This window comes from Kineococcus glutinatus, assembly GCF_039542765.1.
Taxonomy (GTDB): domain Bacteria; phylum Actinomycetota; class Actinomycetes; order Actinomycetales; family Kineococcaceae; genus Kineococcus_A; species Kineococcus_A glutinatus.
On sequence record NZ_BAABIL010000097.1, the window covers coordinates 1 to 12,736 of the forward strand.

Here is a 12,736-nt window from a genome sequence, read left to right on the forward strand (position 1 = left end):
AGGAGGTGGACGAGGTCATCTGCTGGCTCACCGGCTACGACACCGCCGGTCTGGAGCGGGTGATCGCGACCGGGGTCGACCTGGAGACCTTCTTCGCCGAGGCCCCCGCGCTGAACCCGCACGCCCCGGAGATCACGGGCGTGATCTGCGGGCACCGGGTGGAGGAGATCGAGGACCCGCTGATGCAGCGGATCCGCTGGATGGACAAGCTGGTCGACGAGCTGGCCAGGGGCAAGAAGATGACGTCGATCCTGCGGGGCGGCAGCTGAGCCGGAGGCCGTCCGCAGCACCGGGCAGGCCGTAGTCTCCGCCCGTGGACCCGTTCGCCGCGCACCTCGCCCGGCTGGGGATGAGCGTGGACCGGGCCGCGGAGCTCACCGGGACCGCCCGGCAGGAGCTGGGCCGGGACCCCGGTCGCGCGGCGGCCCTCCTCGCCCTGACCCCCGCCTCCCGCTACGCGCGGGAGGCGCTGCCGACGGCCTCGACGACGGCGGGCGCGATCGCCGCCGAGCTGGCGCGGGGGGACGAGACCTTCGCCCTGCGGCTGCTCGCGCACGACCTCGCCGTCCTGGCGTCGCTGGACCACCCCGCCGACCGCGCGCTGTCCCTGCTGCCGCCACCGTCCACCGGGGACGTCCGCTGGGACGCGCTGCTGGCGGCCGCCACCCGCCGGCAGTGCCGGCTGTCGGGCTGGCCGGCTCCCGCCTGGACGCGCTGCGACCCCCTGGAGCGGTGGTGGTTCGTCGCGGCCCCACCGCTGCTGCGGGCGCGGACCGTGCAGCGCACCCCCCCGGAGCTGGGCAAGCTGGGCATCTGGATCACCGCCGACGCCCTGCGCGCGGTGTGAACCGTGACCGGGGCCGGGGAGCCGCAGCGCGTCGAGCTCGACGCCGTCGCGATCAGGGAGCTGCTCGTGGAGCTCGGGCGGCGGCTGCACGCGCAGGGCGTGCGCACCCCGCAGGAGGCCGCGGAGATCGCCGTGGCCGTCTACGGCGAGGAGTCGGTGCACCTCACCCCCCACGACGACCTCGTGCTCATCGCCCGCGCCGCGCTCGCGCTGCGGGGGTAGCCGCCCCGCCCTCCCCCGGTGGCGGTGGATCACGTTCCGTGCGAGTCTCGGCGCACCCGGACGTCGGTGTCCGGGGAGGACGACCAGGAGGTGGTCCGCGGTGCAGGACTCGACGACGGCCGAACCGCGCGTCGCCGGACGCAGGCAGTTCCTCAACGACCCCGACGACCTCGTGGCCGAGGCGCTGGAGGGCTTCGAGCTCGCCCACCCCCACCTCGTGCGGTGGAACCGGGACCCCAGCTACGTGGTGCGCGCGCAGGCCCCGGTGCGCCCGAAGGCGGCCCTGGTCTCCGGCGGCGGTTCGGGGCACGAACCGCTGCACGTGGGGTTCGTCGGCACCGGCATGCTGGACGCGGCGGTGCCGGGGCAGGTGTTCGCCAGCCCCACGGCGCTGCAGGTGGCGGCGGCCACCCGGGCGGTGGACACCGGCGCCGGCGTGGTGCACGTGGTGAAGAACTACACCGGCGACGTGCTGAACTTCCGCATCGCCGCCGAGATCGCCGCCGACGAGGGCGTGCGCGTGCAGCAGGTGCTCGTCGACGACGACCTGGCCACCGATCCGCAGCTGACCGGCAACCCCGACGGGCCGGGACGGCGGGGCACCGCGGCGGTCGTGGTGGTGGAGAAGGTGTGCGGTGCCGCGGCCGAGGCGGGCGCGGACGTCGTGGAGGTGGCGCAGCTGGGCCGGCGGGTGGCGGGGTCCGCCCGCACCCTGGCGGTGGCGCTGCAGGCGAGCACCTCCCCGGGCGAGCGCCGCCCCTCCTTCGACCTGGGCCCGCAGGAGGTGGAGTACGGCGTCGGCATCCACGGCGAGCGGGGTGTGGGCCGGCGGGGGTTCGCGACGGCCGCCGAGCTCGTGCCGCAGCTCGTCCACCCGGTGGTGGAGGCGCTGGGCCTGCGCCGCGGGGACGCTGTCCTCGCGGTCGTCAACGGCCTCGGCTCCACGTCGGGGCTGGAGCTGTCCCTGGTGTTCCGCGAGGTGACCGCGCTGCTCGGCGGCGCCGGGATCACCACCGCCCGCTCCCTGGTGGGCTCCTACGTGACCGCGCTCGACATGACGGGGTGCTCCGTGACTCTGGTGAAGGTGGACGACGACCTGGTGCGGCTGTGGGACGCACCCGCGCGGACGGCGGCGCTGTCGTGGTGAGGCCGGTGGGGGGGCGCGCGGCGGGCGTCCGCGAGGAGGAGCGCACCGGCGGGCAGGACGTGCGGGTGGTGCCGACCCCCGGGCGGCGTGCCGTCCTGGACGCGCAGCGCGCCCGCGGCTGGTGGGAGTCCTTCGACCGGCAGGTGGAGGAGCGCTGGGAGGAGCTCACCGAGCTGGACCGGGTCAGCGGCGACGGCGACTTCGGCCGCAACCTGCGCTCGGCGGTGCGCAAGGCGCGCGCCCGGCTGGTGGGCGCGGCGCCGGACGACGTGGGGGCGGTGTTCGCAGCGGTGTCGGCGGGTTTCCTCGACACCGGCGGCTCGAGCGGGCCGCTGTTCGGCATGTACTTCCGGGAGTTCGCCAAGGCCGCCGGGGGCCTGCCGGTGGTCGGCGCCGACGTGCTGGCCCGCGCGAGCAGGGCGGGTGCGGACACGGTGCAGCGGCTCGGCGGGGCGTCGGTCGGGGACAAGACGGCCGTGGACGCGATGGTGCCGGCCGCGGAGGCCCTGGAGCGCGCCGTCGCCGGGGGCGCGGAGGTGACGGCCGCCCTGACGGCGGCGTACCGCGCGGCCGCCGCGGGGGCGCACGCGACGACGGGGATGCGGGCGCGGCGCGGCCGGGCCAGCTACGTGGGCGACGCCGCGCGCGGGGTGGTGGACCCGGGGGCGCTGGCGGTGGCGTGGTTCTACGAGCGGGGGGCCACCGCCGCGTAGCGGTGCGGGTGCACCCGTCACGTGTGCCCGTGACCCGGCCGCGGCACCTATCCTCGGTCGGGTGATGGAGCGCGTCATCGACGGGGGAGCGGTCACCGCCACGGCGGGGAAGACGTTCCCCGAGGTCGTCCACGACGAGTCGGCCGCCGTGCTCCTCGTGGACCTGGAGCAGCGCGCGGTGCTGTTCGCCAACGTGCTGGCGGAGCAGCTGGCCCCCGGTGTGGGGCTGCCGGCCGACATCGAGGAGTGGTCGCGCAGCGCGGGGCTGCGCAGCTCCGCCGGCGACGAGCTGGACGGCACGGCAGCGCCCCTGTCGCGGGTGGCGGCGGGGCAGCCGGTGCGCGGGGAGGTCGTCACGGCCGCCCGCGCCTCCGACGCCAGCGCCCCCCGCGAGCTGCTCTGGGTGGTGGGCCTGCCGCTGACGGGCGCCCCGGCCCCGCTGTCCCGGCAGGCGCTGGTGGTCATCCTGCCGGTGCGCGCCCACGACGCGGTGCGCCGGACGCAGGCGCGGGCGGAGGACCTGCACGCGCGGGCGGTCATCGCCAGCGACCTGGCGTTCACGATCTCCGACCCCCGCCAGCCCGACGACCCGCTGGTGTGGGTGAACCCGGCGTTCGAGCGGGCGACGGGGTTCGCCGCGGCGGACGTCCTGGGCCGCAACTGCCGCTTCCTGCAGGGCCCGGACACCGACCGGGAGACGGTGGGGCGCATCCGCAAGGCGCTGGACGCCGGGCAGCCGGTGAGCGAGCTCCTCCTCAACTACCGCGCCGACGGCACGGCGTTCTGGAACGAGGTGGTGATCTCCCCGGTGCGCGACGCCGAGGGCACCATCACCCACCACGTCGGGGTGCAGTCGGACGTGACGCACCGGGTGCGGGCGGAGGTCGAGCGGGACGCGGCGCTGGCGGAGGCGCGGCGGGCGCGGCGGCGGCTGGAGTTCCTGGCGCGGATCACGGACTCCCTCAGCCAGGTGCTGGACCCGCAGGCGGCGCTGCAGCTGCTGCCGCGCCTGGTGGTGCCGGAGATGGCGCGCTGGGCGTTCGCGGCGGTGGTGGACGGCAAGGGGCGCACCCGGCAGATCAGCACCACCCACGAGGACGAGGCGCTGGCACCGCAGGTGCGCCGGTTCCAGGAGCTGCACGCCACGGGGTTGCTGGACTCCTCGACGACGTTGCGGGTGCTGGCGGGGCGGCAGGGCCCGACCCTGATCCCCGACATCAGCGACGCCCTGGTGAGCGCGGGGGCGTCACCGGACATGGCGGCCACCATCACCGCCCTGGGGCTGGGCAGCGCGATCGTGGTGCCGCTGCGGGCGCGCCACGCCACGACGGGCACGCTCACCCTGCTGAGCGGGCCGGACCGGCCCCCCTACACCGAGGACGACCTGCAGACGGCGGTGGACCTGGGCCTGCGGGGGGGCCTGGCGCTGGAGAACGCGCGCCTGTACGCGGAGCAGCGGCGCAGCTCGGAGACGCTGCAGCGCAGCCTGCTGACGCCGCCGGCGAGCCCGGAGGACATCACGGTGGTCACCCGGTACCTGCCGGCGGCGGAGGCGGCGCAGGTGGGCGGGGACTGGTACGACGCGTTCGGGCAGCCGGACGGCTCCACGGTGGTCGTCATCGGGGACGTCATGGGGCACGACGTGTCGGCGGCGGCGGCGATGGGGCACCTGCGCACGGTGGTGCGGACGCTGGCCTACGACCGGCAGGCGGGCCCGGCGGAGGTCCTGGACCGCACGGACCGGGCGATGCAGGGCCTGGCGGTGCACACGCTGGCCACGGCGGTGGTGGCGCAGGTGCGCCCGCCGGGGCCGGACGGGCGCCGTGAGCTGCGCTGGTGCCGCGCGGGGCACCTGCCGCCGCTGCTGCTGGGGCCGGACGGGACGGTGCGGCCGCTGCCGGGCACGGGCCTGATCCTGGGGCTGGACGCGGAGCACGAGCGGGAGGACCAGGTGGGCGAGATCCTGCCGGGTTCGACGCTGCTGCTGTACACCGACGGCCTCGTGGAGCGGCGGGACGCGGTGATGGACGAGCGGCTGGAGGAGCTGCGGGCGGCGCTGGCGGAGCTGGCGCACCTGCCGCTGGGGGAGCTGTGCGACGCGCTGCTGGCGCGGATGCTGGCCCGCGGCAGCGACGACGACGTCGCGGTGGTCGCCGTGCACGTGGGCGGTCCCTGACGCGGGCGCCCGGTGGCGCCGCGGCGGTCGGCGCTCGGATCGGTGCGCGGATCGGTGCGGAGGTCAGGCGGCCCGCGGGTGCAGCGCCACGTCGCACCAGACGACCTTGCCGCCGGTGCCGGGTTCGACGCCCCAGCCGCTGCTGAGGTGGGCCACGAGCGCGACGCCGCGCCCGGAGGTGGCGTGCGCGCCCTGCTCGCGGGGCACGGGTGGCGTGGGGTTGCCGTCGGCGACCCGCACCCGCAGGACGTCGCCGTGGCGGCGGACGCCGATGCTGACGGGGGGCCCGCCGTGCTCGACGGCGTTGGCGACGAGCTCGGAGACGACGAGCTCGACGACGCGCACGACGTCGGCGAGGCGGTCGGGGCCGACGTCGCCCGCGGCCTGCTCGCAGCGGGCGGCGGCCCAGTGGCGGGCGCGGGAGACGGAGGCGAGCTCGGGGCGCAGGGGCAGCTCGTCGGCGTGCACGTCGGCGGTGGCACCGGCACCCGGCAGCACGCCCACGCGACCACCTCCTCGCACTCCGCCACCTCGTGGGCCATCTCGCACCAGGGTGCCCGATGGCACCTGCCCCGGCACCCGGGGACCGGTGGGCACCGGGACCCGTCCCCCGACCGGCGGCGCGGCGGTCCCGCCCGGGGGCCCGTCGGGACCCCGGTGACCCGCACGCCATGCCCTAGGGTCGGCACCGGCCGGAGCCGCCGGGCGGAGGGGGGACCGTGAGCGTTCGCTGGGGTTTCGTGGGCACCGGGGGGATCGCCGAGAAGGTCGGCGCCGCGCTGGCGGCGGCGGAGGGCGGCACCCGGTTCGCGGTGGCGTCGCGCAGCGCCGCACGGGCCGCCGGGTTCGCCGCGGCCAACGGGTTCGAGCGCTCCTTCGGCTCCGTGGCCGAGCTGGTCGCCGACGACGACGTCGACGCCGTGTACGTCGCCACCCCGCACCCGCAGCACCTGGCCGCGGCCCGCGCCGCGCTGGGGGCGGGCAAACCCGTCCTCGTGGAGAAGCCGCTGACGGCGACGCTGGCGGGGGCCCGGGAGCTGGTGCAGCTGGCCCGCGACTCCGGCACGTTCTGCATGGAGGCGTACTGGACGCGCTTCCTGCCCGGCACCGAGGCGCTGCTGGAGCTGCTGCGGCGCGGCGGCATCGGCGAGGTGCGCACGGTGCACGCCGACCTCGGCTTCCGCGCCCCCGCCGACGCCGCCCGCTTCTGGGACCCGGCCCTGGGCGGCGGCGCGATCCTGGACCTGGGGCCGTACCCGGTGCGGCTGGCGCACCTGCTGCTGGGGCCGCCCACCAGCGTGCAGGCCGTCGGGTCGCTGAGCGCCACGGGCGTCGACGCGCAGGCGGGGCTGCTGCTGGGGCACGCGCACGGGGCGGTCTCGGCGCTGTCGGTGAGCATCTCCTCGCAGACCGCCGGCCGGGCGTGGGTGGAGGGCACCGAGGGCTGGGTGGAGGTGGGCTCGCCGATCTTCGAGGTGCCGGAGCTGGTGCTGCACCGCGGCGGGACGGCCGAGCGGCTGCCGTTCGAGGCCGGCCGCGGCCACAGCCACATGCTGGAGCACGTCCACGAGTGCCTGGCCGCGGGCCGCACCGAGAGCCCGCTGGTGCCGTTGAGCAGCACCCTGGAGGTCATGGCGGTGCTGGACACCGCCCTCGACGCGCTGGGGGCGGTGCGGGCGGTGGAGGTGGGCGCGTAGCCGGCGAGGGGGGCGCCGTACCGGCGGACCCCTTCACCACGGTCTTCACGGCCTCGCCGGTGCCGATCGGCCTGTGCGAGGACGGGGTGTTCATCGCGGTCAACCCGGCGCTGTGCGCGCTGATGGGCCGCCCGGAGCAGGAGCTGCTCGGTTCCTCCACCGTGCCGTTCACCCACCCCGACGACCTGCACACCAACCGGGAGATCGGCACGTTGCTGGCGGCCGCCCTGGCGCGCGGCGAGAACGCGGTGCAGCTGGAGAAGCGGTACGTGCGCCCCGACGGCGGGGTCGTGTGGGCCTGGCTGACGGTGACGATGACCACCGGGCCGCAGGGGCAGGAGTGGACCCTGATCCACCCGCAGGACATCACCGCGCGCAAGGCCGCCGAGGAGGCGCTGCGCAGGTCCGAGGCCGACCTCGCCGCGCTCAACCGGATCGCCCGGCGCGTGCAGGCCGGGGAGGACCCCCGCCGGGAGATCGTCGGCTCGGCGCGCTCGGTGGCCGGGGCGGCGGTCGCGGCCCTGTGCGAACCGGAGGACGGTGCCGGGGTCCCGGTGTTGCGCGTCACCGCCTCGACCGCTGCCGGCGCGGTGGGCGCCCGCCTCCCGCTGGACCCGGCCTCCCCGGCCGCGGACGCCTACCTGTCGGGCCGGGCGGTGTTCGTGCCGGACCCCTCGGCCCGCCCCGGGCCGGAGTGGGAGCTGCTGCACCCGGCGCACGCGCGTTCGCTGCTGTGCCGCCCGCTGGTCGCGAAGGGAGCGGCGAGCGCCGTCCTGCTGGTGGGCTGGTCCTCGCCCCTGGCGGCGGTGCGGGAGGAGTGGGAGCGGTCCCTGCTGCTGCTGGCGGACGGGGCGGCCGCCGCGCTGCAGCACGCGCGGGTGGTGGCCGAGCTGGCGGCCTCGGCGGTCACCGACGCCCTGACGGGGCTGCCGAACCGCCGGGCCTGGGAGGAACGCGTGCCGGGGCTGGCCGCGGCCTGCGCCCGCGCGGGCACACCGCTGACGGTCGCGGTCCTGGACGTCGACCGCTTCAAGGCGCTCAACGACTCCGAGGGGCACCTGGCGGGCGACCGGCTGCTCGTGCGGATCGCCCAGGTGCTGCGCCGCGAGGTGCGCGCGGAGGACGTCGTGGCCCGCTGGGGCGGGGAGGAGTTCGCCCTCGCGCTGCCCGGCTGCTCCGCGCAGGAGGCGCGCGTCCTGCTGGAGCGGGTGCGCCTGGCCGTCCGCCCGGTGCGCAGCTGCAGCGTCGGTTTCGCCGTGCGCCGCGGGGCGGAACCCCTGGAGGACGTGCTCGGCCGGGCCGACGCCGCGTTGTACGCGGCCAAGCAGGCCGGTCGCGACGTGGTGCTCGAGGCGCCGGCGGTGTGAGCGACCCGGGCGGGCGGCGGGGGGTCAGCCCACCGCCGCCACCAGACGGGGTTCGCGCTCCCCCGCCTCCCGCTCTCCTGCCGCCCGCACCGAGCGCAGCAGCGAGGCGTGCACCTCCCCGGCCCGCACGGCGGCGTTGGACAGCAGCGACGCGGAGATGCCGTGGGTGTGCTCGGTGCCGCCGAGCAGGTAGATCCCGGCGCGCAGGGCGGGGTCGGCGCCGACCCGGTAGTCGCGCTCGGCGAGCAACCGGCCGCGCTCGTCGCGGGCGCAGCGCCGCACCAGGTCGCCGAGCAGCGGCGAGGGGTCGGCCGGGTGGTAGCCGGTGGCGCAGACCAGCAGGTCCAGGGAGAGGCGTCGGGTGCTGCCGTCGGCGACGTTCTCCACGCTGACGCGCACGCGCCCGGGTTCGGCCGCCACGGCGGTGACGCGGGAGGTGTTCAGGACGTGCAGGCGGCGCCGGCCGGTGACCTTCTCCTCGTACACGCGCCGGTGCAGCTCCTCGATGAGGGCGGCGTCGACGACGGAGTAGTTCGTGCCCCGGTGGTAGCCGGCGATCTGCTCGCGCACGGCGGGGCCGGCGCCGTGGAAGACGTCGACGGCCTCGGGGTCGAAGACGCGGTTGGCGAACGGGGTGCTGTCGGCGGGGCTGTAGCCGTAGCGGGAGTGCACGGCGTAGACGTCGGCGGCGGGGAAGCGGGTGTGCAGGTGCTCGGCGACCTCCGCGGCGCTCTGCCCGGCGCCGAGGACGCCGACGGCCCGGGGTTCGGCGGGCAGCGCGGCGAGGCGGTCGAGGAACTCGGCGCTGTGCCAGACGCGCGCGCCGGTGCTGACGCCCTCGGGCATCCGCGGGCGCAGTCCGGTGCCGAACACGACGTTGCGGGTGCGCAGGACGTGCGAGGCCCCGCCCTGGCGGACGACGACGTCGAGGGCGTCGACGGTCCCGCCCTCACCGGTCACGGGGTCGATCCGCTCGACCTCGGCGTCGTAGCGGACGAGGTCGTCGACCTGCGCGGCGGCCCACTCCAGGTAGTCGTGGAACTCCAGGCGGGAGGGGAAGAACGTCTTGGCGTTGACGAAGTCCACGAGGCGGCCGCGCTGGTGCAGGTAGGTGAGGAAGGAGAACCCGCTGGCGGGGTTGCGCATCGTCGCGAGGTCCTTGAGGAAGGACACCTGCATGCTCGCCCCGGGCAGCAGCATGCCGCGGTGCCAGCCGAAGGCCGGTTTGCGCTCCAGGAACCGCGCGCGCAGCGCGTCCGGCGTCCCGGCGCCCTCGTGCACCGCGATGGCCAGAGCGAGGTTCGCGGGGCCGAACCCGACCCCGACGACGTCGAGGACCTCCGGGCCGGTGCCTGTCGCGGTGTCCGTCGCGGTGCCCATCGCGGTGCCCGTCGCGGCGCTCACGCCGGGACCCGCGCGAGGGAGCCGAGCAGGGCGTCGGCCGTGAGGGTCACCGCGCACCGCGACGCCGCCCAGCACAGCGCCTCGGCGTGGTGGTCGGCGGAGAAGTCGGCGACGGCGTCGGCGACGAGGAACGGCTGGACGTCCTGCATGAACGCGTCGCAGGCGGTCATGAGGCAGCCGATGTGGGCGTAGATCCCGCAGACGACGAGCTGGTCGCGGCCGAGGTCGGCGAGCAGCTCGCGCAGGCCGGTGCGCTGGAACGCGCTGTAGCGCCACTTCGTCAGCAGGACGTCGCCGTCCGCGGGGGCGACCTCGTCGGCGATGGCGGTGGCCCGCCCGCCGGGGGGCACGCCGTCGCCCCAGAAGTCCTGCAGCAGACCGCGCTGCTCGGGTGTCTGCCCACCCGGCTGCGCGGTGTAGACGACGGGGACGCCGAGGGCGCGGCACTGCGCGGCGATGCGGGCGACGGTGCCCAGCAGCTGGGGCACGGGGGCGCGGCCGCGGTCGAAGGCGTCGAGGAAGTGGTTCTGCAGGTCGTGGACGAGCAGCACCGCCCGGGCCGGGTCGGGCTGCCAGCCGACCCGGGCGGCGGGCAGGTCGGCGGCGGTGGGCAGGTCGTAGGAGGGGATGCGTGGCAGGCCCATGGCGGGTTCCTCTCGCGGGCGGGTTTGCGCGGGCGGGGTCTCGGTGGCGCGCGTCAGGTCGCGGGGCCCACCGCGGCGGGCTTCTCGCCGAGCTGCTCGGCCAGCAGGGTGCGCAACCGGCGCCGGCTGACCTTGCCGACGGCCGTGTGCGGGAAGGCGGGCACCACCTCCACCCGGTCGGGCACCTTGTAGGCGGCCAGGCCGTGGGCGCGGACGTGGCCGCGCAGCTGCGCGGGGGTGGGGGCCGCTCCCGCGACGGGCACGACGACCGCGCAGGTGCGCTCGCCGAGGTGGGGGTCGGGGAGGCCGACGACCGCCACGTCGAGGACCGCGGGGTGGGCGAGCAGGACGGCCTCCACCTCGTCGACGGGGATCTTCTCCCCGCCGCGGTTCACCTGGTCCTTGGCGCGGCCCTCCACGACGAGGTTGCCGTCGGCGCGGCGGCGCACGAGGTCACCGGTGCGGTAGTAGCCGTCGGCGGTGAACGCGGTGCGGTCGTGCTCCGCGGCGCGGTAGTAGCCGCGGATCGTGTAGGGGCCGCGCACGAGCAGGTGCCCGGTCGCCCCCTCGGGGACGTCGACGTCGTCGTCGTCGACGAGCCGCACCTCGTCGTCGGGGCTGACCGGGCGGCCCTGCGTGCTGGTGCGGACCTCCTCGGGGTCGTCGAGGCGGGTGTAGGCCACCATCCCCTCGGCCATCCCGAACACCTGCTGCAGCTCGCAGCCCAGCACGGATCCGACCCGGCGGGCGACCTCGTCGGCCAGCCGCGCCCCGCCGACCTGCAGCAGCCGCAGGCTGGTCAGGTCGTGCGCGCCGCGCGCGGCGGCCTGCAACCACAGCTGCGCCAGCGGCGGGACGAGGGCGGCCAGCGTGACGCGCTCGCGCGCCACGAGGGGCAGCGCCACGTCGGGGGCGGGGTGCGGGCACATCACGACGGTGCCGCCGGCGTGCAGGACCCCCAGGACGCCGGGGGAGCTGAGGGGGAAGTTGTGCGCCACCGGCAGCACCGCGAGGTAGACCGTCGCCGGGTCCAGCGCGCACACCCCGGCGCCGGCGCGGACGCTGTAGAGGTAGTCGTCGGTGGTGCGCGGGATGAGCTTGGGGACCCCGGTGCTGCCGCCGGACAGCTGCAGCAGCGCCAGGTCCCCGGGGTCGACGTCGGGGTCGGGGCCGGGCAGCGGATCGGTCTCCAGGTCCGCCAGCGCGGCGAACCCCCCCGCCCCGGGCGCGTCCGCGCCGAACCCCCCCGGCACGTCCGCGCCGACGACCACGACGAGCCGCAGGTCGGGGTGCTGCGGCAGGAGCTCGCGGGCCAGCTCGCGGTGGTCGAAACCCCCGTGGACGCCGGGCACCACGTACGCCACGGCCCCGGACTGCTCGAGGAAGCGGCCGATCTCGACGCGCCGGTGCGCGGGCAGCGCGAGCACCGGCACCGCGCCGAGGCGGAACAGCGCGAAGAGAACCTGCAGGAACTCCGCGACGTTCGGCAGCTGCACGACGACGCGGTCACCGCGGCCGACGCCGCGCCCGGCGAGGCCGGCGGCGAGGCGGTCCACCCGGGCGTCGAGGTCGGCGTACGTCCAGCGCCGCTCCCCGCAGACGACGGCGGTGCGCCCGGCGAACCGGCGGGCCCGCTCGCGCAGCAGCCCCCCGAACGTCTCCCCGCTCCAGTGGCCCGCGGCGCGGTAGCGCTCGGCGAACTCCACCGGCCAGCCGGGCCAGTCGCCGGTCCTGGTGGTGGTCCCGGTCGTCGTGGGGACCGCGGTCTCAGAGGTCATGTTCCACCCCCAGCGCCCGCAGCAGCGTGCGCAGCTTGGCCGACGTCTCCGCCAGTTCCGCGGCGGGCCGGGAACCGGCGACGACACCGGCGCCGGCGTAGATGCGCGCGGAACTCCCCCGCAGCCGGGCGCAGCGCAGCGCCAGCGCCCACTCCCCGTCGCCGGAGGCGTCGCACCAGCCGACCAGGCCGGCGTAGAACTCCCGGTCGAAACCCTCGACCTCCCCGATCTCGCGCAGCGACTCGGGCACCGGCCAGCCCGCCACGGCGGGGGTGGGGTGCAGGGCGGTGGCCAGTTCCAGGGAGGACGTCGCGGGGTCGTCGAGGTGGCCGCCGATGCGGGTGGACAGGTGCCACATCGTGCCGGTGCCCACGACGGACGGTTCGGCCGGGACGGTCAGGGAGCGGCAGAACGGGCGCAGCGCCGCGGCCACCGCGTCGGCGACGAGGGCGTGCTCGTGGCGGTCCTTCTCCGACGTCAGCAGCGCCGCGGCGCGGCGGCGGTCCTCCACCGGGTCCGGGCTGCGCCGGGTGGAACCGGCGAGGGGGTTGGACACCACCTGCGCGCCGCTGCGGCGCAGCACGAGTTCCGGGCTGGCGCCGAGCAGGACGGCGTCGCCGGGCAGCGGCGCGCCGAAGAGGTAACCGGTGGGGTCGCCCGCCGCGAGGGCCCGCAGCAGCGCCCCGGCGTCGAGGGGGGCGTCGAGGTGCAGGTCGAGGGCGCGGGCGAGGACGACCTTGT

Annotated in this window: 13 protein-coding genes and 1 pseudogene; 9 read left to right on the top strand and 5 right to left on the bottom strand. The window is 76.9% G+C overall.

Translation table 11 applies throughout. From position 1 onward, the window contains the following. The 6 genes from ABEB16_RS04395 to ABEB16_RS04420 form a co-directional block, all read left to right on the top strand. The coding region (locus tag ABEB16_RS04395; protein WP_345711052.1) for a DUF2200 domain-containing protein at window positions 1-269 on the top strand (269 nt) is incomplete at its 5' end. A 44-nt stretch (window positions 270-313) separates the two neighbouring features. After that, entirely contained in the window at window positions 314-847 is a 534-nt protein-coding gene (locus ABEB16_RS04400) for a hypothetical protein (protein ID WP_345711053.1), read from the top strand. A 3-nt stretch (window positions 848-850) separates the two neighbouring features. Continuing rightward, window positions 851-1,069: a hypothetical protein gene (locus tag ABEB16_RS04405; protein WP_345711054.1), complete on the top strand. Its 219-nt coding sequence runs from the start codon at window positions 851-853 to the stop codon at window positions 1,067-1,069. A gap of 100 nt (window positions 1,070-1,169) precedes the next feature. Beyond that, window positions 1,170-2,216, top strand: coding sequence for a dihydroxyacetone kinase subunit DhaK (locus ABEB16_RS04410; RefSeq protein WP_345711055.1), 1,047 nt, complete (start codon window positions 1,170-1,172; stop codon window positions 2,214-2,216). A gap of 5 nt (window positions 2,217-2,221) precedes the next feature. Further along, entirely contained in the window at window positions 2,222-2,929 is a 708-nt protein-coding gene (locus tag ABEB16_RS04415; protein ID WP_345711056.1) for a DAK2 domain-containing protein, read from the top strand. 64 nt (window positions 2,930-2,993) lie between these two features. Next, the gene (locus tag ABEB16_RS04420; protein ID WP_345711063.1) at window positions 2,994-5,105 is read left to right on the top strand and encodes a SpoIIE family protein phosphatase; all 2,112 of its coding nucleotides are present in this window, start codon (window positions 2,994-2,996) and stop codon (window positions 5,103-5,105) included. A 63-nt stretch (window positions 5,106-5,168) separates the two neighbouring features. On the opposite strand, the gene ABEB16_RS04425 is transcribed toward ABEB16_RS04420, so the two are convergent. Next, window positions 5,169-5,609 (bottom strand): ATP-binding protein, encoded by a 441-nt coding sequence (locus ABEB16_RS04425; RefSeq protein ID WP_345711057.1) that lies wholly within the window; start codon window positions 5,607-5,609, stop codon window positions 5,169-5,171. 215 nt (window positions 5,610-5,824) lie between these two features. Between ABEB16_RS04425 and ABEB16_RS04430 the strand changes: the two genes are divergently transcribed. The 3 genes and pseudogenes from ABEB16_RS04430 (at window position 5,825) to ABEB16_RS22770 (ending at window position 8,169) form a co-directional block, all read left to right on the top strand. Then, the gene (locus ABEB16_RS04430; RefSeq protein WP_345711058.1) at window positions 5,825-6,802 is read left to right on the top strand and encodes a Gfo/Idh/MocA family protein; all 978 of its coding nucleotides are present in this window, start codon (window positions 5,825-5,827) and stop codon (window positions 6,800-6,802) included. A 47-nt stretch (window positions 6,803-6,849) separates the two neighbouring features. Next, window positions 6,850-7,659, top strand: a pseudogene (locus ABEB16_RS22765) (PAS domain-containing protein); the annotation flags it as partial. A 24-nt stretch (window positions 7,660-7,683) separates the two neighbouring features. Continuing rightward, the gene (locus ABEB16_RS22770; protein WP_425560106.1) at window positions 7,684-8,169 is read left to right on the top strand and encodes a GGDEF domain-containing protein; all 486 of its coding nucleotides are present in this window, start codon (window positions 7,684-7,686) and stop codon (window positions 8,167-8,169) included. A gap of 24 nt (window positions 8,170-8,193) precedes the next feature. Here the strand turns inward: ABEB16_RS22770 and ABEB16_RS04445 are convergent, their stop codons facing one another. The 4 genes from ABEB16_RS04445 to ABEB16_RS04460 all read right to left on the bottom strand — a co-directional run. Continuing rightward, the gene (locus tag ABEB16_RS04445) at window positions 8,194-9,549 is read right to left on the bottom strand and encodes a lysine N(6)-hydroxylase/L-ornithine N(5)-oxygenase family protein (protein ID WP_425560107.1); all 1,356 of its coding nucleotides are present in this window, start codon (window positions 9,547-9,549) and stop codon (window positions 8,194-8,196) included. Between the two features lie 20 nt (window positions 9,550-9,569). Further along, on the bottom strand, window positions 9,570-10,217 hold the full coding sequence (locus ABEB16_RS04450; protein WP_345711060.1) for an isochorismatase family protein: 648 nt from the start codon (window positions 10,215-10,217) through the stop codon (window positions 9,570-9,572). A gap of 53 nt (window positions 10,218-10,270) precedes the next feature. Continuing rightward, window positions 10,271-11,995: a (2,3-dihydroxybenzoyl)adenylate synthase gene (locus ABEB16_RS04455; RefSeq protein ID WP_345711061.1), complete on the bottom strand. Its 1,725-nt coding sequence runs from the start codon at window positions 11,993-11,995 to the stop codon at window positions 10,271-10,273. Then, window positions 11,985-12,736: isochorismate synthase (locus tag ABEB16_RS04460; protein ID WP_345711062.1), on the bottom strand; the 752-nt coding region annotated here is incomplete at its 5' end. The genes ABEB16_RS04455 and ABEB16_RS04460, both read right to left, overlap by 11 nt.